The 20,570-nt window shown below is 64.5% G+C and carries 21 protein-coding genes; 5 read left to right on the top strand and 16 right to left on the bottom strand.

The annotated features are described in order from the left end of the window. Positions 1-49: 49 nt before the first annotated feature. The 11 genes from tolB to R6258_RS01360 form a co-directional block, all read right to left on the bottom strand. A complete protein-coding gene (gene tolB / locus R6258_RS01310) occupies positions 50-1,333 on the bottom strand; it encodes a Tol-Pal system beta propeller repeat protein TolB (protein WP_318446472.1) in 1,284 nt (427 codons plus the stop codon). After that, the gene (gene tolA / locus R6258_RS01315; protein ID WP_318446473.1) at positions 1,330-2,427 is read right to left on the bottom strand and encodes a cell envelope integrity protein TolA; all 1,098 of its coding nucleotides are present in this window, start codon (positions 2,425-2,427) and stop codon (positions 1,330-1,332) included. Before tolA ends, tolB begins: the two co-directional genes overlap by 4 nt. Before the next feature lie 9 nt (positions 2,428-2,436). Continuing rightward, positions 2,437-2,877 carry a protein TolR gene (gene tolR, locus R6258_RS01320; protein ID WP_318446891.1) on the bottom strand — a complete coding sequence of 147 codons (441 nt, stop codon included), beginning with the start codon at positions 2,875-2,877 and terminating at the stop codon, positions 2,437-2,439. Positions 2,878-2,892: 15 nt separating this feature from the next. After that, positions 2,893-3,582, bottom strand: a complete 690-nt coding sequence (gene tolQ, locus R6258_RS01325; protein WP_318446475.1) for a protein TolQ — start codon at positions 3,580-3,582, stop codon at positions 2,893-2,895. A 24-nt stretch (positions 3,583-3,606) separates the two neighbouring features. Further along, positions 3,607-4,002 (bottom strand): tol-pal system-associated acyl-CoA thioesterase, encoded by a 396-nt coding sequence (ybgC, locus tag R6258_RS01330; protein ID WP_318446476.1) that lies wholly within the window; start codon positions 4,000-4,002, stop codon positions 3,607-3,609. Further along, positions 3,999-5,036: a Holliday junction branch migration DNA helicase RuvB gene (gene ruvB / locus R6258_RS01335; protein WP_318446477.1), complete on the bottom strand. Its 1,038-nt coding sequence runs from the start codon at positions 5,034-5,036 to the stop codon at positions 3,999-4,001. The genes ybgC and ruvB overlap by 4 nt, the downstream gene beginning before the upstream one ends. A gap of 6 nt (positions 5,037-5,042) precedes the next feature. Continuing rightward, entirely contained in the window at positions 5,043-5,648 is a 606-nt protein-coding gene (ruvA, locus tag R6258_RS01340; RefSeq protein WP_318446478.1) for a Holliday junction branch migration protein RuvA, read from the bottom strand. Positions 5,649-5,726: 78 nt separating this feature from the next. Continuing rightward, complete coding sequence (ruvC, locus tag R6258_RS01345; RefSeq protein ID WP_318446479.1) at positions 5,727-6,266, bottom strand: crossover junction endodeoxyribonuclease RuvC; 540 nt, start codon at positions 6,264-6,266, stop codon at positions 5,727-5,729. Positions 6,267-6,303: 37 nt separating this feature from the next. After that, on the bottom strand, positions 6,304-7,053 hold the full coding sequence (locus R6258_RS01350; RefSeq protein ID WP_318446480.1) for a YebC/PmpR family DNA-binding transcriptional regulator: 750 nt from the start codon (positions 7,051-7,053) through the stop codon (positions 6,304-6,306). A 105-nt stretch (positions 7,054-7,158) separates the two neighbouring features. Continuing rightward, complete coding sequence (aspS, locus tag R6258_RS01355; RefSeq protein WP_318446482.1) at positions 7,159-8,940, bottom strand: aspartate--tRNA ligase; 1,782 nt, start codon at positions 8,938-8,940, stop codon at positions 7,159-7,161. A gap of 59 nt (positions 8,941-8,999) precedes the next feature. Then, complete coding sequence (locus tag R6258_RS01360) at positions 9,000-9,290, bottom strand: zinc ribbon domain-containing protein (protein WP_318446484.1); 291 nt, start codon at positions 9,288-9,290, stop codon at positions 9,000-9,002. A gap of 226 nt (positions 9,291-9,516) precedes the next feature. Here R6258_RS01360 and R6258_RS01365 point away from each other — a divergent pair, with 226 nt between their 5' ends. The 3 genes from R6258_RS01365 (at position 9,517) to R6258_RS01375 (ending at position 12,547) form a co-directional block, all read left to right on the top strand. Continuing rightward, positions 9,517-10,455 carry a D-2-hydroxyacid dehydrogenase gene (locus tag R6258_RS01365; protein ID WP_318446486.1) on the top strand — a complete coding sequence of 313 codons (939 nt, stop codon included), beginning with the start codon at positions 9,517-9,519 and terminating at the stop codon, positions 10,453-10,455. Positions 10,456-10,646: 191 nt separating this feature from the next. Then, positions 10,647-11,567 carry a ribokinase gene (locus R6258_RS01370; RefSeq protein WP_318446488.1) on the top strand — a complete coding sequence of 307 codons (921 nt, stop codon included), beginning with the start codon at positions 10,647-10,649 and terminating at the stop codon, positions 11,565-11,567. A gap of 38 nt (positions 11,568-11,605) precedes the next feature. Next, on the top strand, positions 11,606-12,547 hold the full coding sequence (locus R6258_RS01375; RefSeq protein WP_318446490.1) for a nucleoside hydrolase: 942 nt from the start codon (positions 11,606-11,608) through the stop codon (positions 12,545-12,547). Positions 12,548-12,575: 28 nt separating this feature from the next. Here the strand turns inward: R6258_RS01375 and R6258_RS01380 are convergent, their stop codons facing one another. Then, positions 12,576-12,851 (bottom strand): acylphosphatase, encoded by a 276-nt coding sequence (locus tag R6258_RS01380; protein WP_318446492.1) that lies wholly within the window; start codon positions 12,849-12,851, stop codon positions 12,576-12,578. A 236-nt stretch (positions 12,852-13,087) separates the two neighbouring features. Between R6258_RS01380 and R6258_RS01385 the strand changes: the two genes are divergently transcribed. After that, entirely contained in the window at positions 13,088-14,149 is a 1,062-nt protein-coding gene (locus R6258_RS01385) for a Glu/Leu/Phe/Val family dehydrogenase (RefSeq protein ID WP_318446494.1), read from the top strand. 6 nt (positions 14,150-14,155) lie between these two features. Here R6258_RS01385 and R6258_RS01390 read toward each other — a convergent pair whose 3' ends face one another. Further along, entirely contained in the window at positions 14,156-15,061 is a 906-nt protein-coding gene (locus R6258_RS01390) for a YihY/virulence factor BrkB family protein (protein WP_318446496.1), read from the bottom strand. A 154-nt stretch (positions 15,062-15,215) separates the two neighbouring features. Here R6258_RS01390 and R6258_RS01395 point away from each other — a divergent pair, with 154 nt between their 5' ends. Further along, positions 15,216-16,298, top strand: coding sequence for a bifunctional nicotinamide-nucleotide adenylyltransferase/Nudix hydroxylase (locus tag R6258_RS01395; protein ID WP_318446497.1), 1,083 nt, complete (start codon positions 15,216-15,218; stop codon positions 16,296-16,298). 48 nt (positions 16,299-16,346) lie between these two features. On the opposite strand, the gene R6258_RS01400 is transcribed toward R6258_RS01395, so the two are convergent. The 3 genes from R6258_RS01400 to R6258_RS01410 form a co-directional block, all read right to left on the bottom strand. After that, the gene (locus R6258_RS01400) at positions 16,347-17,264 is read right to left on the bottom strand and encodes a LysR substrate-binding domain-containing protein (RefSeq protein ID WP_318446499.1); all 918 of its coding nucleotides are present in this window, start codon (positions 17,262-17,264) and stop codon (positions 16,347-16,349) included. Positions 17,265-17,393: 129 nt separating this feature from the next. Next, positions 17,394-18,812 (bottom strand): cardiolipin synthase, encoded by a 1,419-nt coding sequence (cls, locus tag R6258_RS01405; protein ID WP_318446501.1) that lies wholly within the window; start codon positions 18,810-18,812, stop codon positions 17,394-17,396. A gap of 108 nt (positions 18,813-18,920) precedes the next feature. After that, positions 18,921-20,426, bottom strand: coding sequence for a fumarate hydratase (locus R6258_RS01410; RefSeq protein WP_318446503.1), 1,506 nt, complete (start codon positions 20,424-20,426; stop codon positions 18,921-18,923). Positions 20,427-20,570: the final 144 nt, after the last annotated feature.

The following is a 20,570-nucleotide window of genomic DNA, read 5'->3' on the forward strand; positions in this document are numbered from 1 at the left end:
ACTCCTTGCTCAAAATGCGAATGACACAGTTGTTACTGTATGTTCAGGCTTAGTTCATGAACGGCGACCACGCGGGCTCCCGCACATCGCCTTCGGCTGAGGGCAGGCGGTACGAGGCATTGCCATCGGCCGACACCACGCTCAGCACCCCGCTGTTTCCCTGCTGGGTGGCGAAGATTACCATGCTCCCGTTCGGCGCAACACTAGGCGACTCATCCCACTGCGAGTCGGTGAGTATCGTCAGCCGGTCGTTGCTCAGGTTTTGCTTGGCGACACTGAAACCACTGTTGCCACGGTGGATCATAAACAGAGTTTCGCCGTCCGGCGAGTAGCGTCCACGCGAATTGTAATTGCCGGTAAAGGTCAGCCGCTGACTTTCGCCACTGCCCAGCGAATAGCTGTAAAGCTGCGGTCCGCCGCTGCGATCCGATGTGAAGACCAGGCTGTTGCCGTCCGGTGCCCAGGAAGGCTCGGTGTCGATCGACTCGTTACGGGTCAGACGCTGAAAACTGCGCGAGCCGATATCCATGACGTAGATTTCCGGCTGACCATCCTTCGACAATGACATCGCCAATTTGCGACCGTCCGGCGACCAGGCCGGAGCGCCATTGATGCCCGAAAACGAGGTCACCTGGACGCGCTGGCTGGTCGCCAGGTTCTGGATGTAGATCGCCGAGTTTCCCGATTCGAAAGACACGTAGGCGAGCTTGTTGCCGTCCGGCGACCAGGCCGGCGACATGATCGGCTCACGCGAGGTCAGGATCTGCTGGCTGTTGTGCCCGTCGGCATCGGCGACGTGCAAGGCGAAACGCCGGTTATCGGCGGCGCCCTCGGCGGTGACGTAGGCGATGCGCGTCGAGAAGGCACCGCGTACCCCGGTGATCGCCTCGTAGACCTTGTCGCTGATGTAATGGGCGCCGGAACGCAGCTGGTTGGCGCTGACGTTGACGGCCTCGCCGAGCATGCGCCGCTCGCCGTAGATATCCATCAGCTCGAACTGGATGCGATAGCCCTGGCCGGTCTGGCTGACCTGGCCGACGACCAGGTAATTGCTGTCGACGGCGCGCCAGTCACGATAGCGAACCTCGTCGCTGGTAGTCGGCGAGGCGATCAGCGTGCTGCGCGACAGCGGATCGAACTGACCGCTGTGGGCCAGGTCGTCGCTGACGATCTGGGCGATATCCTCGGGCAACTGCTGCCCGCCGAAGGGCACGACGGCGATCGGAATCGCCTCATCGCTGCCCTTGGTGATCTCGATGGTCAGGTCCGCACTGGCCAGGTTGCCAACCAGCAACATCAGCCAGCCGAGCATGAACGGAGCTAGTCGTTTCATCGGCGCACATCCTCAGGATTGAAATCCAGGTTGAATTCACGGAATTGCCGCTGCGCGGCGGCTGGCAGTTCGCGCATTTCGCGAAACGGCGCGGCACGTTCGACGGCCTGGAGGACCGAGCGGTCAAAGCTGGCGTTACCGCTACTGTTGCGAATTGAAGCATTGACCAGTTCACCGGTCGGCAGCAACTCGAGGCTGACCACGGCACGCATCTGATTAGTGGCCCCGGGCGGAATGTTCCAAGCCTGCTCGACCGCCCGCTTGACCAGATTCTTGAAGCCGTTCGCCGCTTGAGCCGCCTGCTTGGCATTGGCAATCGCCTGCTCTTCGCCGGCGATCGAGCTCGCCAGGGCCTGCTCCGAGGCACGCCGAGCGGCTTCGGCAGCACGTTTGGCGGCGGCTTCGGCCTGCTTGCGAGCCTCCTCGGCCTTGCGTTGCTTCTCGGCTTCGGCCTGCTTGCGAGCCTCCTCGGCCTTGCGCTGTTTCTCGGCTTCGGCCTGCTTGCGGGCTTCCTCGGCCTTGCGCTGCTTCTCGGCTTCGGCTTGCTTGCGAGCTTCCTCGGCCTTGCGCTGCTTCTCGGCTTCGGCCTGCTTGCGGGCTTCCTCGGCCTTGCGCTGCTTCTCGGCTTCGGCCTGCTTGCGAGCCTCCTCGGCCTTGCGCTGCTTCTCGGCTTCTTGCTGACGCTGATTTTCGGCCGCTTCGGCCTGCTCGGCACGCCGCTGAGCTTCCTGCTCGGCCTGTCGCCGGGCCTCCTGCAATGCCTGCTGCTCGGCCTCGCGCTGCTCTCGCGCCTGCACTTCGGCTTGTTGGCGCTGCTGTTCGGCCTGTTGCTGGGCCTCTTGCTCGGCCTGTTGCTGCTCTTGCCGTTCGTCGGCCTGGCTTTCGGCGGCGCGGGCCTGGGCTTCCTTGGCCCGCTGAGCCTGGTCGGTGGCCGTTTCAGTGCTCACCAGCGTCGCCTGGACGATCGCCGAGGATGTCTCCTCGGGCTCGCTGACCGGCCAGCGCAGCACGCTCAACAGCAATATACCGACGTGCAGGCCTACCGCCAGCACTACGGGAAGCCCGTAGCCGACCCGCCTTTCCTGTTTCGCCATCGTGCGTCCTCACTGCTCCCGGGAAGGCGGGTCGGAAATCAAGCCGACATTGGGCACGCCCGCGACCTGCAGGGTGCTCATCAGGGTCACGACCTGGCCATAGGGCACATTCCGGTCGCCCTTGACCATCACCGGCGTCTGCGGCTTGCGCTGCAGTACCGCGATGACCTTGTTGCTGAGCTCATCGAGGCTCAGCGGCGTCTCGCCATCGCCGATGGAAAGAAAGTACTCGCCATCGCCGTTGATCGAGGCGACCAACGGCTCGCTGTCCTCGGGCACATCGATGGGCTCGGAGGCGACCTTGGGCAATTCGACCTGTACGCCCTGGGTCATCATCGGCGCGGTGATCATGAAGATAACCAGCAGCACCAACATGACGTCGATGAACGGCACGACGTTGATCTCGGCCATCGGCTTGCGATGTGGGCCGCGATTGAAGGGGCCATGCATCATAAAGGCGCCTCCTCAGGCTGCTTCCCGGTCACCGCGCCCTTGCAGGTTGCGGTGCAGAATGGAGTGAAATTCCTCGGCGAAATCCTCGTACTGACCGAGCAAGCGGTTGGACTGCGCGGATAGGCGGTTATAGAAGATCACCGCGGGAATCGCCGCGAAAAGCCCCATGGCGGTGGCGATCAGCGCCTCGGCGATCCATGGCGCGACGGTCGACAGTGTCGCCTGCTGGGCCATGGACAGGCTCATGAACGAGCCCATGATGCCCCAGACGGTGCCGAACAAGCCGATATAAGGGCTCGACGAGGCGACCGTGGCGAGGAAGATCAGGTGCTGGTTGAGGCGCTCTTCCTCGCGCGACCAGGCCACGCGCATGGCACGCTGCACGCCGTCGAGGATCGCCTGGTTGCTGCGGGTCTTGGGCAGCAGCCGGTTGAACTCGCGAAAGCCGGAACGAAAGATGTGTTCGGCGCCGAGCACGTCCTGCTCGGCCGGCGTCTCGCGGTAGAGCTCGTTGAGATCGACGCCCGACCAGAAGCGATCCTCGAACGTGCGGTGCGCCTTGTGAGCCCGGCGCAGCACGAAACTGCGCTGGAAGATCACCACCCAAGAGGCGATGGAAGCCACGATCAGCAACAGCATCACCAGTTGTACCACCAGGCTCGCGTTCATGATCAGGTGAGGAATGGACAGGGATTCGTTCACGGGTGTCCTCGTCAGTGGTTCAGATTATCCGTTCAGAGCCGAGGCAATCGCCGCCGGCCAGCGTATTGGACGAAGCCGGTCAGCGTCGACACAGGCGATATCGACGCTGGCTTCGCACAAGGGTTCCTTTGCTGCGCTCACTTGTTGCCTGAAACGCATCCGGCAGGCCGAATGCTCGACGACCTCGGCACTGACCGAAAGCTCGTCGTCAAGACGTGCTGGCTTGGCATAGCGGCAATCGAGCCTATGCACTACCAACTGGATGCCGGCCTCGAGCAATGCGCGCTGATCGAGGCCGCTGGCGCGCAGCCACTCGCTGCGCGCCCGCTCCATGAACTTGAGGTAATTGACGTAGTAGACGATGCCGCCGGCATCGGTGTCTTCGATGTAGACCCGCACGGGAATCGTGAAGCCGCTCATGGCCGCCCCTCGCCGCTGGCTTCGGGTGTGGCGTCGCCGGCGGCGAAGCCGAAATGCAGATAGGCCTGCCGGGTGACCATGCGTCCCCGCGCGGTGCGCAGCATGAAGCCCTGTTGAATCAGGTAGGGCTCGATCACGTCCTCGATGGTGTCGCGCTCCTCGCTGATCGCCGCCGCCAGGCTGTCGACCCCCACCGGCCCGCCATCGAACTTCTCGATCATCGCCAACAGCAACCGGCGATCCATATGGTCGAGGCCGTGACGGTCGACGTGCAACATGTTGAGCGCCTGGTCGGCGATATCCTTGGTCAGCCGGCCGTCGGCGCGCACCTCGGCATAGTCGCGCACCCGGCGCAGCAGGCGATTGGCGATGCGCGGCGTGCCGCGAGCCCTGCGCGCCACTTCGGCGGCACCCTCGACCTCGGCCTCGACACCCAGCAACCGCGCCGAGCGCGTGACGATCTCGGTGAGTTCGTCGACCGCATAGAACTCCAGACGCTGGACGATTCCGAAACGATCGCGCAGCGGCGCAGTCAGCAACCCCGCGCGGGTGGTCGCGCCGACCAGAGTAAAGCGCGGCAGGTCGAGCTTGATTGAGCGCGCCGCGGGTCCCTCGCCGATCATGATGTCGAGCTGGAAATCCTCCATGGCCGGATAGAGCACTTCCTCGACCGCGGCCGGCAGACGGTGTATCTCGTCGATGAACAGCACGTCGCCCGGCTGCAGATTGGTCAGCATCGCCGCCAGGTCGCCGGCGCGTTCCAGCACCGGACCGGAGGTCGACTTGATGTCGACCTCCATCTCGGCGGCGATGATGTTGGCGAGTGTGGTCTTGCCGAGTCCCGGAGGGCCGAAGACCAGGGTATGGTCGAGGCTGTCGCCGCGCCCCCGCGCCGCGGCGATGAAGATATCCAACTGCTCGCGGACGCGTGGCTGGCCGATGTAATCGGCCAGGGTCTTGGGGCGGATCGCATGATCATGGTGCACCTCGCCCTGCTGCGGCTCGGCGGCAATCAGTCGGTCACTTTCGATCATTCGTCGCTACCCTGCCAGCTTGCGAGTGAGTGCGGCCTTGATCAGCGCCTCGGTGGACAGCCCTTCGTCATGTCCGCTGAGCATGCGTGCCGCCTCGGTCGGCTTGTAGCCGAGCGACACCAGGGCCGCTTCGGCATCGACCAGCGGGTCGTGCGCTCGTGCGGTCGAAGGCGGCGCGCTCGCCTGGCCATCGGCCTGCTCGCCGGCCCAATGCGGGAAACGATCGTGCATTTCGACGATCAGCCGCTCGGCGGTCTTGCGCCCCACACCCGGCAGCCGCGTCAGGGCCTTGACGTCGCTGTCCATCACACAGCGAATGAACTGGTCCTGTTCCATTCCCGAAAGAATCGCCAGTGCCAGCTTGGGGCCCACGCCATTGACCCGGATCAGCGCTCGGAACAGCGCGCGCTCGGCTTCACGGACAAAGCCATAGAGCAGATGCGCGTCGTCACGGATACTCAGGTGGGTATAGAGCTGCACGGTTTCGCCGATACCGGGCAGGGCCAGCAGCGTGTTCATCGAGGCTTCGAGCTCGTAGCCGACGCCGCCGACGTCAATCACCAGCCATGGAGGCTGTTTTTCCAGCAAGGTGCCACGCAGGCGTCCAATCATGCAGTTACGTTCCTCGGGCTGACTGGGTAGTCACTATACTCATCACCCGTTCGACTGACCAGCGCCCACCTTGCGGCGTCAGGACTCGGGCCGAAAGTCGCGCCAACCCGCACCCCGCGAGCGCCGCCGGCGGCTGTCCTTCTGGCCGAGCAACCCGGCTCGGGCGTGGGCATGCGTGAGCGCAATCGCCAGTGCATCGGCGGCATCCGCCGGTGGCCGCGCATTGAGCGACAACAGCGCGGTGACCATATGCTGCACCTGGGTCTTGTCGGCGGCGCCGGTGCCGGTCACCGCCTGCTTGATCTGCCGCGCCGCGTATTCGTGCACCGGAAGACCGTGATTGGCGGCGCAGACGATCGCCGTGCCGCGGGCCTGGCCCAGCTTGAGCGCCGAATCGGGGTTGCGCGCCATGAACACCTGTTCGATGGCCAGTTCCTGAGGGCGGTATTGAATGATCAGCTCGGCGACCCCGGCATAGACCTGGGCCAGCTTCTGGGCCAGGTCATCGGCTCGGATGCGAATGCAGCCGCTGGCGATGTAGCGCGGTCGCAGCGTACTGACGTCGAGCACCCCGTAGCCGGTGATGCGCGAGCCGGGATCGATGCCCAGGATGATCAAGTGGCCTCCCCGGTTCGCCCGGATACGCTGAGTGGTTTCATTCGAGTTCGGCCAGCACCGCATCGGCGAAGTCGGCGTTGGAGTAGACGTTCTGCACGTCGTCGAGATCCTCGAGTCTATCGAACAGCTTGACGATCTTGCGCGCCACCTCGACGTCCTCGACCGGTGCATAGCTGTCCGGAAACATGCCGACCTCGCTGCGCTCGGGAGCCAGCTCGGCCGCGTCCAGCGCATCCTTGACGCCGCCGAATGCCTTGGGCGTGGTCACCACCTCGATGGCGCCGTCGTCGAGCGTGACGATATCCTCGGCACCGGCATCGAGGGCGACGTCCATGATCGCTTCCTCGTCGCAGTCCGCGGCAAAGCTCAAGCGTCCCTGCTGGCTGAACAGGAAGGCCACCGACCCGGACGTGCCCAGGTTGCCGCCGTGCTTGGTGAAGGCATGACGCACGTCGGAGACGGTGCGGTTACGATTGTCGGTCATGCACTCGACGAGCACCGCGACGCCGTCCGGGCCGTAGCCTTCGTAGACGGTCTCCTCCATCGCATCGCCGTCGGCATTGCCGGCACCGCGATCGATGGCGCGCTGGATGGTGTCCTTGGTCATGTTGTTGGCCAGCGCCTTGTCGATCGCCGCGCGCAGCCGCGGATTATCGTTGGGCTCGTCGCCACCCTGACGCGCGGCCACGCTCAGCTCACGAATCAGCTTGGTGAAGACCTTGCCCTTCCGGGCGTCCTGGGCCGCCTTGCGGTGCTTGATGTTCGCCCATTTGCTGTGGCCTGCCATCGAAAGCCTCCTCGTTCAGCAAAACCGGCGGCGCTGAGAGCGCCGCCGGGTTCATTGAAAAGCGGATTGTCCCGCACACCTGGCGCAACGACGCCAGGTGTCGCGTCACTCGTCGCCCGTCGCCACCTTGGCCTTCTGGCGCAGCCGAATGTTGAGCTCCTTGAGCTGATCGGCACTGACCTCGCCTGGGGCGTCGGTCATCAGGTCAGCGGCGCTCTGGGTCTTGGGAAAAGCGATCACTTCGCGAATGGTTCGCGCGCCGGTCATCAGCATCACCAGACGGTCGAGGCCGAAGGCCAGGCCGCCATGCGGCGGCGCACCGAAACGCAGCGCATCGAGCAGGAAACCGAACTTTTCCTCGGCTTCGGCCTCGCCGATGCCCAGCACCTCGAACACCGTGCGCTGCATGCCCTGATCGTGAATACGGATCGAGCCGCCGCCGAGTTCGGTACCGTTGAGCACCATGTCGTAGGCGCGCGACAGGGCGCTGGCCGGGTCGGCCTTGAGCGCTTCCGGGCTGCACGAGGGCGCGGTGAACGGATGGTGCAGCGCCGACAGCCGCCCGGCGTCGTCGGCTTCGAACATCGGGAAGTCGACCACCCACAGCGGCGCCCAGGCCTGCGTGTACAGGTCGAGATCCTCACCCAGCCGCACGCGCAGCGCGCCGATCGCCTCGTTGACGATGCGCGTCTTGTCGGCCCCGAAGAAGATGATGTCGCCGTCCTCGGCGCCCAGCCGGTCCAGCAGCGTCTCGACGATGCCGTCCATGAACTTGACGATCGGCGACTGCAGGCCTTCGAGGCCCTTGGCGCGCTCGTTGACCTTGATCCAGGCCAGCCCCTTGGCCCCGTAGATGCCGACGAAACGCGTGTACTCGTCGATCTCCTTGCGGGTCAGCTTGGCACCGCCGCTGACCTTGAGCGCCGCGACGCGACCGTCGTCGGCGTTGGCCGGGCCGGAGAACACCTTGAAATCGACATCCTTCATCAGGTCGTCGACATCGACCAGTTCCAGCGGAATACGCAGGTCCGGCTTGTCGGAGCCGTAGCGCTGCATCGCCTCGGCATAGGGCATGCGCGGGAACTCGGGCAACTCGACCTCGAGCACCTCCTGGAACAGCTGGCGGATCATGCGCTCGGTGATACCCATGATCGCATCCTCGTCGATGAACGAGGCCTCGAGGTCGATCTGGGTGAATTCCGGCTGACGGTCGGCGCGCAGGTCCTCGTCGCGAAAGCACTTGGCGATCTGGTAGTAACGGTCCAGCCCGGCCACCATCAGCAGCTGCTTGAATAGCTGCGGCGACTGCGGCAAGGCGAAGAAGTGGCCTTCATGGGTACGGCTGGGCACCAGGTAATCGCGGGCGCCTTCAGGCGTTGCGCGGGTCAGGATCGGCGTCTCGATATCCAGAAAACCCTGGCTCTCGAGGTAGGCGCGCACGCTGTGGGTGATCCGCGAGCGCAGCCGCAGCTTGTCGATCATTTCGGGACGGCGCAGGTCGATATAGCGGTGCTTGAGCCGCACCTCCTCGCCGACCTTGCCATGTTCGTCAAGCTGGAACGGCGGCGTGGCCGCCGTGTTCAGGACTTCGACGTCCTTGGCCAGCACCTCGATCATGCCGGTGGGCATGTTGGGGTTTTGGGTGCCTTCGGGGCGCAACCGGATGCGACCGCGGATGCGCAGCACGAACTCGCTGCGCGCACGATCGGCGGTGGCGAACGCGTCCTGGGTATCGGGGTCGACCACGACCTGAGCGATGCCGTCGCGATCGCGCATGTCGAGGAAAATGACGCCCCCGTGGTCACGGCGACGATGCACCCATCCGCAAAGCGTGACCTCCTGATCCACCAGGGTCTCGTTCAACTGGCCGCAATAATGGCTGCGCATGTCACATCCTGTTTCGTTGCTGTAAAAGGTAACGCTGCCGGCCCGCGCCGGCAGCGGTATCAGGCGGACGCCTTGGCGTCGGATGCCGGAGTCGAAGACGGCGCGGGCTTGTCGCCGCTGGCGGGCGCCTTGCTATTGCCATCTCCGGCCAGGTTGCGCTTGGTACCGCCCGATTTGAAATCGGTCTCGTACCAGCCGCCCCCCGCTAGCCGGAAACCGGCCGCCGAAATCAACCGCGACAGTGACTCGGTCTGGCACGCCGGGCACTCGCTTAACGGTGCCGCGCTGACTTTCTGGAGCTTTTCCAGACGATGGCCACAAGCCTTGCACTCATATTCATAGATGGGCATGGTTTTTATCACTCTGTGACTGAACGGCGTCCGCAGGCATCTTGGCAATGTGCGGCGATAACGATATGTGGCCACGCGACGCGCTTTCCAAGCCTGCCATGAAAGCCGCATATTATAGCGTGTAGCGGCCCCTCGCGGGCAAGTTGTCAGCGCGCCCGGGCGAGCTTATCCGCTTCTTGGATTCCGGCGGTCGCCGCTCACCCTTTCTCCGACCAAGGAGCCCTGTATGAAAGCCGTGATTCTGGATGCCGCCACGCTGGGCGACGACACCGACCTGGAACCGATCCGATGCGAAGTCGATACGCTCGATGTCCACGCGACCACGGCGAGCGAGCAACGCCAGCCGCGGCTTGCCGGGGCCGAGGTGGCGATCGTCAACAAGGTGATGCTCGATGCCGAGTTGCTTGCCAGCCTGCCCGAACTCAGGCTGATCTGCGTGCTGGCCACGGGCACCAACAACATCGACATGGCGGCCGCCGAGCGCCAGGGTATCACCGTTCGCAACGTCAGCGCCTACGGCACCGCCAGCGTGGCTCAACACACCTTGATGCTAATGCTGGCCCTGGCCAACCGCCTGCCCCGCTATCAGCGGGACGTCGCCAGCGGCGAGTGGCAGCGTAGTCCGCTGTTCTGCCTGCTCGGTCACCGCACCCTGCAGCTCGCCGGCAAGCGCCTGGTGATCGTCGGCAGCGGTGAACTCGGACGGGCCGTGGCCAGACTCGCCGAAGCCTTCGACGTCGAAGTAATGTTTGCCGCCCGCCCCGGGAACGAGGCCTTGGATACGCGCCCCCCGCTCGTCGAGCTGGCCGGCAGCGCCGATATCGTCAGTCTGCATTGCCCATTGACCGAGGCAACCCGACACCTGATCGACGCGCCGATGCTGGCTCGTTTCAAGCCCGAAGCCCTGCTGATCAACTGCGCGCGCGGCGGAGTCATCGATGAACGGGCCGCTCTCGATGCCCTGCGGGCCAGTAGGATCGGCGGGCTGGGCGTCGATGTACTGCCTTCCGAGCCCCCGCGCGATGGTCACCCGCTACTCGATGCGCTCGGCGAGCCGCTCAATCTGATCGTCACCCCACACAATGCCTGGATCAGTCCCGAGGCTCGGGCCAACGTCGTCAAACTGACGGTCGAGAACCTGAAGCGCTGGAAAATCGAGACTTGAAAACCAAATTGGGCGTTATTTAATTTGTTGGTATAAGAAAGATAACGGTATAAAAACGACAGTTGCATCCATCGAAACGAATGCCAATACTCTTGGCACAGCGGCAGGCCAGGCTTTCGATCCCTGTTCGACAAACAGTTGCATCAACGCCTTACCCGTCACCGCACGCTTGGTCTTTATCTGGAGGATCCATGCTCTACAACTATGGTTCGATCAATATCGACCATGTCTATCGCGTCCCTCACCTGGTTCGCCCGGGAGAAACCCTGACCAGCCACGGCTATCGCCAGGTACTGGGCGGCAAGGGCGCCAACCAGTCGTTGGCCGTCGCCCGCGCCGGTGGTGACATCACCCATTGGGGCCGGCTCGGCCAGACCGATCGCTGGGCCCTGGAAACGCTCTCCTCGGCCGGCGTCAACACCGCACACATCGAGTTGACCGCCGAGCCGAGCGGCCATGCGCTGATCCAGGTCGACGATCAGGGCGAGAACTCGATCATCCTCCATCCCGGCGCCAATCATGGCTTTACCGATGCCCAGCATGGGGCCCTGCTCGCCTCGGTCGCCGAAGACGACTGGCTGCTGCTGCAGAACGAGTGCAACGCACTCGGCAAACTGATGGCGAACGCCGCCGACAAGGGCATGCGGATCGCCTTCAACCCCGCCCCCATGGCCGCCAATGTGCTGCGTCTGCCCCTCGACCGCTGCCGACTGCTGTTTCTCAACCGCGGCGAAGCGGCCGCGCTGGTCGAACTCGACGAACACGATGACGTCGAGCGCCTGCTCGATGCGCTTCAGCGAAAATTGCCGGGCAGCGAGATAGTGCTCACGCTGGGCGGTGACGGGGTCTGTTATCAGAGCGATGGCCAGCGCCTGAGACTCGCGGCTCACAAGGTCGAGGCGCGCGACACCACCGCCGCCGGTGACACCTTCATCGGCTATTTCATGGCCGCCCTTCAGCACGCTCATGACACTGGCGCCGCCTTGCGGCTGGCGAGTGCCGCCGCGGCGCTGTGCGTGCAGCGTGAGGGCGCCGCGCCCAGCATTCCCGTGCTCAGCGAGGTCAAGGACGCCGCCAGCCACTGGGATGAGCTGACGATAGATACCGACTAAGCACGAGTACCGCGACACTTCCATCAAAGGATTCCGACATGGCAACACCGATCATCTTCGATACCGACCCGGGGGTCGACGACGCCCAGGCCATCGCTCTCGCCCTCGCCCATCCGGATATCGAACTACTCGGGATGACCACCACCTACGGCAACGTCGATGTCACCACGGCGACCCATAACGCCCTGCTGCTTGCCGAACTGGCCGGACAACGCATCCCGGTGGCCCAGGGCGCGGCCGCTCCCATGGTCAAGACGCGCTTTCCGCCGCCCAAGCACATCCATGGCGCCAACGGCCTGGGCAACATCGACCTGCCCGCCGTCCAGGGCCATGCCGAAGCCGTCAGCGCCGCACAGTTCATCGTCGATCAGGTCAACGCCCGTCCCGGCGAGATCACGCTGGTCGCGGTCGGTCCGCTGGGCAACCTGGCCGCGGCCCTGCAACTCGATCCGAGCATCGTCGAGCGCGTCAAGCGGGTGGTGGTGATGGGTGGCTCGATCCGCGAAGGCGGCAACGTCACGCCGGTCGCCGAAGCCAACCTGTTCAACGACCCTCACGCCGGGCAACGCGTGCTGACCGCCGGCTGGCCATTGACGCTGGTAGGGCTGGATGCCACGCATCGGTGTGTGCTCGACCCCGATGCCATGACCAGGATCGCCGCCGGCCAGGGCAAACTCGGTGAAGTGCTCGCCGGTAGCTACGATTTCTACAAGGCGTTCTATCAGCAGGCGCTGGGTATCGACGGCTGCTGCCCCCACGACAGCTGCGCACTGGCCTGGTTGATGAAGCCCGAACTGTTCACTACGGTCGACGGGCATCTCACGGTCGTCACCGAGGGCGATGCCGAGGGCCAGACGATCTTCGCGCCGGCGGATCGCCCGTTCATTGCCGAGCACTGGTCGCGCACGCCGAAGGCACAGGTATGCCTGAATGCCGACGGCCCGGCGGTCATCGACTGGATCGTCGAGACTCTGAGCTGAAAAGTGAGCTGAAGCGACATCCCCGCGGCTAGCGGGTCACGAAACCGGTTCGATCCCGCCATTCCACGCGCTGCAATTCGACATGGGCCACCCGCGCCGCCGGTGGCCCCTGCCAGAGCCATTGCGTGAGCGCGTTGACCGCATCACGATCTCCACACAACAGCACTTCCACGCGCCCATCGGGCAGGTTCCGGGCGTAGCCCGTCACCTTCGTGGTGAGCGCGCGCTCCTGAACCGCCGCCCGATAGCTCACCCCTTGCACCTGGCCACTGACATAGGCCTTTACACAACAGCTCGACTCCATGGCGGTCTCCCGTGACTGACTTGCCTTGGCTCTCTTCCTTGCTTCGCTCACTGCCAACGATCCGGCATCGATGCGGACTTATAGCCGATAGTTGTAGCATCGCCGCCACTATCGGCCCAAACCGGGACAGAAGGCCGCCGCTGCCCTAGGCTTGATTGAGCAGGCGGGCGTAAAGGCAACTACCCTTGCCATCACCGGTCCCAGGCAAAAACCTCCATGAGAGAGGGACAACAATAATGTCGATCTTCGATCACGCCGAGTTTTCCGACCATGAACAAGTCATCTTCGCCAACGACCCGGTCAGCGGACTCAAGGCCATCATCGCCATTCACAATAGTTACCGTGGTCCGGCGCTCGGCGGCCTGCACATACACTCCTACCGCAACGACGCTCAGGCGCTGGGCGAAGCACTGAAATCCTCGCGAGGCATGACCTACAAGACAGCGCTGGCCAATCTACCCCACGGCGGCGGCAAGGCGGTTGTCATCGCTGACCCGCGTTACGACAAGACACCGTCGTTGCTCGAGGCCATGGGGCGCCTGATAGATTCACTGGACGGCCGCTACATCACCGCCGAGGATCAGGGCAGCGATGCAGCGGACATGCAGGCACTGGCGCGGGTCACGCCGCATGTCGTGGGTTTGAGGAACCCCGCCGGCGCCGGCGGCGACCCGTCACCCTATACGGCCTGGGGCGTCTTCAATGCCATGCGCGGCGCGGTCCGCCATACGCTGGGGAAGACGGAGCTTTGCGGCTTGCGGGTGGCGATCCAGGGCGTCGGGCACGTCGGCGCCCGGCTCGCCCGCTATCTGCACGAGGCCGGAGCGCGGCTGGTGCTCAGCGATGTCGACAGCCATGCCGTCAACAGCCTGGCCCGCCACCTCGACGCCCGGGTAGTCGCCCCCAAGACGATCTTCGATGTCGAAGCGGATATCTTCGCGCCCTGTGCGATGGGCGCGGTCCTCAACGCCGAGGTCTGCCGCCGCCTGCAGGCGCGAATCGTGGTCGGCGCCGCCAACGATCAGCTCGCGGAGCCGGCCTGCGCCGAGCAACTGCTCGCGCGTGGCATCGTCTACGTACCGGATTATGTCGCCAATGCCGGCGGGGTCATCGAAGTCGCCTGGCGACGCCGCGCGGACTACGACCGACGGCAGGTCATGGCGCATATCGCCGGCATCGAAAGCACCCTTGAGACGATACTCGAGCGTGCCGGGCGCGAGGGCCTTTCGCCCGTCGCGATCGCCGATCGCCTGGCCGAGGAACGATTTGCCGAGCCGCGCGGCAAGGCGTCCGTCTAAAACCGCTCAACCGTTCAGCAACTCGGTCTTCACCCGCACCGCCATGTTGCGCGGGACGATCTCATGGCCGCGTGCCTCGAAATGCGTCCGGGTCAGCGCCGCTCCGAACAACAGAATCAGCGATGAGTAATAGACCCACAGCAAAATCAGCACCAGCGAGCCGGCGGCACCATAGGTCGAGGCGGTGGCGGTATAGGCCAGATAGGCGGCGATCGCGTAACGACCGACGGCGAACAGTACCGCGGTGACCAGCGCGCCGACCAAGACATCCCGCCAACGCAGCATGACATCGGGCAGAACCTTGAAGATCGTGGCGAAGAATAGCGCGATCACCAGCAGCGATAACCCCAGTTCACCGACGCTGAGCAGGAGTTCGGTTCCCGGCAGCCAGCCACCGGCATAGCGAAACGCCGCCCGCAGCGCCACCCCCAGGACCAACGACACCAGCAGCACGAAGCCGATCGACACCACCACCGCCATCGACAGCACACGTTGCTGAAGAAAGATCAAGATGCTATTGCGATCGGGATTGACGGTCACGCCCCACAGGTTATTGAGCGAATACTGCATCTGGGCGAATACCGTCGTCGCGCCCACCAATAGCGTGCCGACCCCGAGTAACGTGGGCAGCAGGCCCGAACTCTCGATGCGCGAGGCCGAGACGGCGTTCTGCACGGCCTCCGCCGCGTCGGGCCCGATCAGCCCCTGAAGATGCGCGACGATCTCGCCCTGTGCGGCATCCTCGCCGAGCACCACGCCGATCACCGTGACGGCGATGATCACCGTCGGGGCCAGCGAGAACAGGGTGTAGAAGGCCAGTGAGCCGGCGTAGCTGAAGGCGTTGTGGTCGAGCCACAAGTTGGTCGCGTCGCGCACGATGCGAAACCAGTAGGCAATGGTCTTGGTGATCACAGGTAAATTCCCAAGCGTAACGATGCATTCAGCATAACCGGGCCGACCCTGGCGTGCGAAAGCGTCTCGGATCGCCCTGGTGGTGCCAAGCGTCAAGCTTGTAGTGCCAGGAGCGGCCGCCCATAATGGCCGCGCCAATCTGACCGGAGCGCCCATGTCCGACGCGATGCAGCAGCCCGATTTCGATTGCCTGGTCTTCATCGGCCGTTTCCAGCCTCCGCATCTGGGCCATCTTGCGGTGATTCATGAAGCGCTCAAGCGGGCACGCCAGGTCATCGTGCTGATCGGCTCGGCCTGGCAGGCGCGTTCCTTGCGCAACCCATGGCGCTTCGAGGAGCGCCGCGACATGCTGCGCAGCGATTTCAACGACGCCGACAACGACCGGCTCGAGATCGAACCGCTGCTCGATGCGCTGTACAACGACGATGTCTGGGTGCGCGACGTGCAACGCAAGGTGCGCGACATCGCCCGCCCCTGCCAGGGCAAGCTGCCGCGTATCGGTCTGATCGGCGCCAGCCGCGGTCAGTCGAGCTATTTCCTGAGCCTGTTTCCCCAGTGGGAATCGGTCAGCGTACCGCTGGTCGACGGTATCTCGGCGAGCCACATCCGCGAGCGGCTCTTTCATTCCCGCAACTCGGCCAGCGACTACCTGTCGACCGGCGCCGCGCACGACCTGCCGGCCAACGTGCACCGCGCCTTGATCGCCTTTCACGATTCCGAGGCTTGCCAACAGTTGCTCGAGGAACAGCAACTGCTCGAGCAATACCGCAGAGCCTGGGCCCAGGCGCCCTACCCGCCGATCTTCGTCACCGTCAATGCCGTAGTGGTGCAGTCCGGCCACGTATTGCTGGTGCGCCGCAACGCCGCCCCCGGCAAGGGCCTGCTGGCCCTGCCGGGTGGGTTCATCAACCCCCACGAGCGACTGCAGGACGCCTGCCTGCGCGAACTCCGCGAACGGGTACGGCTGAAGGTCCCCGAACCGGTACTCAAGGGCTCGCTACGCGACCAGCGCCTGTTCGACAATCCGCATCGCAGCTGGCGGGGCCGCACCCTCGCCGAGGCCTTCTATTTCGCCTTGCGTCCCGAGCAGCGCCTGCCGCAGCTGAAGCCCGCCAAGGGCGGCGAGCAGGCACGCTGGGTGGCGCTGGCCGATCTCGAACCGGACACACTGTTCGAGGACCACTTCTTCATCATCCAGAACTTTCTCGGCCTGCCTGCGGGCTGGGCCACCCCCTAACCGGCACGTTCCACATGCCGCGGCGAGCGAGCGTTCTGGCGATTTCCTTCAGGCCTGAAGAAAGTCGCGAGGCAGTTTCATCATTTGCCGCCACAGCTGCTCCACCCCCGGTTTGTGCACCAGCGCGCAGCGGTACAGGCGCACCTCCAGCGGAATGTCCCAGGCGCTGTCGCCGGCGCGCACCAGACGCCCGTTTTCGAGCTCGTCGCGAATGCAGAAATCGGGGATCCAGGCCATCCCCACGCCTTGCAGCGCCATGCCCTTGAGCCCTTCGGCCATCGCCGTCTCGTAGACGGTCTTCAAACGCATGCGGGTCGGATCGTTCTTCAGCAACATGCGCACCGAACGCCCCAGGAATGCGCCCTGGGTGTACGCCAGGAAAGGAATCGAGCTGTCGCCGCCGAGCGGATACAGCGGCCGTCCCTCGGCATCGGGCATGCACACCGGCACCATCATCGCCTTGCCGATCGAGAACGACGGAAAGACCTCGGCGTCGAGCTGCATGGTCGCATAGGGATCGTGGTAGCCGAGCATCAGGTCGCAGTTGCCTTCGCGCAATACATGAATGGCATCGCCGACATTCATCGCCGCCAGCCGAGTGGGGAGTTCGCCGACGCCCTTCTGCAGGCGCGAAATCCAGCGCGGATAGAAGGCCAGCGCCAGCGAATGCGCCGCGACGATGTCGAGCGCTTCGTTGGCGATCGCCAGACCGCGCAGGTGACTCAGGCTCTCGCTGAGCTGTTCGACCAGATTGCGCGCGGTGATCAGAAACAGCTGGCCCTCCGGAGTCAGCCCCACCGGGGTCGTCGAACGATCGACCAGAGTCGCCCCGACGGCCTGCTCCAGCGAGCGGATTCGCCGACTGAAGGCCGGCTGGGTGACGTGACGCTGGCGCGCCGACGCCGAGAAGCTGCGCGTGTTGGCCAGCGCCACGAAGTCTTCCAGCCATTTGGTTTCGAGATTCACCGCGGCTCCGCATCCGAAGGAAAGATAAGCGACTGGACGATGGCCAGTCCTGAAGCGCCAGAGTGTACCCAAGCCCGTGCCCGCCCACCATCGCGGCCGAGCAGGGCCGGCTCACGCCGGCTCCCTGACCTACTGCACCGGCGCCAGCAGGTAGGCGGCGCGCGACACCAACTTGCGCCACAACGGCCGGCTTTCAAGTTCCTCGAGAGTCACCCCGCGGCAATGGCTGAAGTCGCTTTCGAGCATCGCTTCGACCTCCTCGGCGAAGCCGCGGTCGGGAATGAAGGCGGTGATCTCGAAGTTGAGCCGAAACGAGCGGTTGTCGAGATTGACCGTTCCCACCGTGGCGCTGTGATCGTCGATCAGCATCACCTTCTGGTGCATGAAACCGGGCTGATAACGGTATATCTTGACGCCGGCTCGAATCATGTCCGGCAGGAACGAAAACGCCGACAGGAAGATCAATAGATGATCCGGTCGTTCGGGCATCATCACCCGGACATCGACCCCCCGCAGCGCCGCCAGATGCAAGGCATCCTGGACGCCCTGATCGGGCACGAAATAGGGGCTGGTGATCCACAGGCGCCGCTGGGCGGTATGGATGTTGTGTTGCGTCATCAGGCTGGCGGTTTCCTGGCCGTCGGCCGGCCCCGAGGGCACGATCACCACGTTCTGGCATTCCTCGCAGGTCACCCTGGGCTTCCACTCGAGATCGATGACCCGTCCCGTCGCCCAGTGCCAATCCTCCCAGAAGGCTTCCTGCAACCCCAGCACACTGGGTCCGGACAGCATCAAGTGAGTATCTCGCCACGGCCCGTGGCGCGGATCCTCGCCAAGGTACTCGATGCCGACGTTGAGGCCGCCCGTCCAACCGGTCACGCCATCGACGACGGCGACCTTGCGGTGATTGCGGAAGTTGAGCTGGAAACGGTGGCGAAAGCCCCGCGACGAGTTGAAGGCACTGACCTCGACCCCGGCGCGAGTCAGGTCGTCGAGGTAAGCGTCACCCAGCGCATGACAGCCGATCTCGTCGTAGAGCAGGAATACGCGCACGCCCTGCCCTGCCTTGCGCTCGAGCAGATCCTTGAAGGCGATGCCCAGGCGATCGCGCCGGATGATGAAGAACTGCACCAGCACGTAATCCTGCGCGGCCTCGATGCCGGCAAAGAGGCTGTCGAAGGCCGCCTGACCATCGATCAGCAGCGAGGCGCGATTGCCGCTGGTCATCGGCATCATCGCCAGCTTTTCCACGGCCTTGACGTGCACCTGCGCCGCGTCGCTGAGGTACGGCTCTATCAATGGCCGGTAGCGCGCGAGAATCCGCCGCAGGGTCGAGTCATGCTCGCCACGCGAATAGACATAGCCGTAGAAGCGCGGCCGACCGAAAATCCAATACGCCGGCAGCGCCGCATAGGGAAACGTGACCAGCGAAATGATCCAGGCCACGGCGCCTTGCGAAGTACGGCTGGAAAGCAGCGCCAGCACCGCCGAGATCGCCCCGGCCACATGAATCGCGAAGACGCCGATCCCCAGAAGCCAGGACGTCATCGGCGCTCCATGCTGCAAATGGTCGTCATCGCACCTCCCAGAGCGCTCCGCTCGAGGCACGTCCCCGGTCTGCGCCGAGGGCGTGCCGTCGGTTAGCCAAGCGCTGCTTCAAGCGCGTTCGGCAATGATCGCTTGCCACTTCGCCGGCCCCGTTTGGTGCACCGACTCGCCCCGGGAATCGACGGCGACGGTCACCGGCATGTCCTCGATCTCGAACTCGTAGATCGCTTCCATCCCTAGGTCCTCGAAGCCTACCACACGGGATTTCTTGATCGCCTGGGCCACTAGGTAAGCAGCACCGCCCACGGCCATCAGATAGATCGCGCGATTGTCGCGGATCGCCTCAATCGCCAGCGGACCCCGCTCGGCCTTGCCGACCATGCCCAGCAGACCGGTCTGCTCGAGCATGGTGCGCGTGAACTTGTCCATGCGGGTAGAGGTGGTCGGCCCGGCCGGTCCCACCACCTCGTCGCGGATCGGATCGACCGGGCCGACGTAGTAGATGAACCGCCCCTTGAGATCCACCGGCAGTTCCTCGCCCTTGGCCAGCATGTCGACCATGCGCTTGTGGGCCGCGTCCCGCCCGGTCAGGAGCTTGCCATTGAGCAGCAAGGTGTCGCCCGGCTGCCAGGTCTGCACTTCTTCGGGGGTGATCGCATCCAGGTCGACGCGCTTGACGTTGCCACCCACCTCGCGCGTGATCTCCGGCCAGTCTTCCAGCTTGGGCACCGGCAGCTCGGCAGCACCGTTGCCATCCAGGCTGAAGTGCACGTGCCGCGTGGCGGCGCAGTTGGGAATGATCGCCACCGGCTTGTTGGCGGCGTGGGTCGGGTAGTCCTTGACCTTGATATCGAGCACCGTGGTCAGGCCGCCCAGGCCCTGGGCGCCGATACCCGTGCGATTGACCTTGTCGTAGAGCTCGAGACGCAGCTCCTCGGCACGGTTCCCGGCTCCGCGGGCCTGCAGCGCCTGGATGTCGATGGGATCCAGCAACGCTTCCTTGGCGAGCTCCATGGCCTTCTCCGCGGTGCCGCCGATGCCGATGCCGAGCATGCCCGGCGGACACCAACCGGCGCCCATCTTGGGCAATTGCTCGAGCACCCAATCGACCACGCTGTCGGATGGATTGAGCATCGCGAACTTGGACTTGGCCTCGCTGCCGCCCCCCTTGGCGGCGACATGCACCTCGACGCTGTCGCCCGGGACCAGCTTGTGATGGATCACCGCCGGAGTATTGTCGCGGGTGTTCGCCCGCTTGCCGTCGGGATCGGCGAGTACCGAGGCGCGCAGCACGTTGTCGGGATTCAGGTAGGCGCGCCGCACCCCCTCGTTGATCATGTCGTCGAGGCTCATGTCGGCTTCCCAGCGCACGTTCATGCCGACGTGCACGAACACGGTGACGATGCCGGTGTCCTGGCAGATCGGTCGATGACCGGTGGCGCACATCCGCGAGTTGATCAGAATCTGGGCGATGGCATCGCGCGCCGCCGGGTTCTCTTCCCGCTGGTAGGCCGCGTGCATGGCCTCGATGAAGTCCTTGGGATGATAGTAGGAGATGTACTGCAGGGCATCGGCGACGCTCTGGATCAGATCGTCCTGGCGGATCACGGTCATGGGATCGGGGCTCCTTGGCTCACGCTTGCGCTCACAAACGGCCGCCGTTGACAGGTCAGGCTGCCCGGCGGTTTAACGGTGACGCAGTATACCGCATCGACCTGGGGACAGGCAGGCTCGTCGGAGTGCTTCGGCTCACAAGAC

It is taken from the genome of Halomonas sp. HP20-15 (assembly GCF_033446685.1).
In the GTDB taxonomy this organism is placed as follows: Bacteria; Pseudomonadota; Gammaproteobacteria; order Pseudomonadales; family Halomonadaceae; genus Modicisalibacter.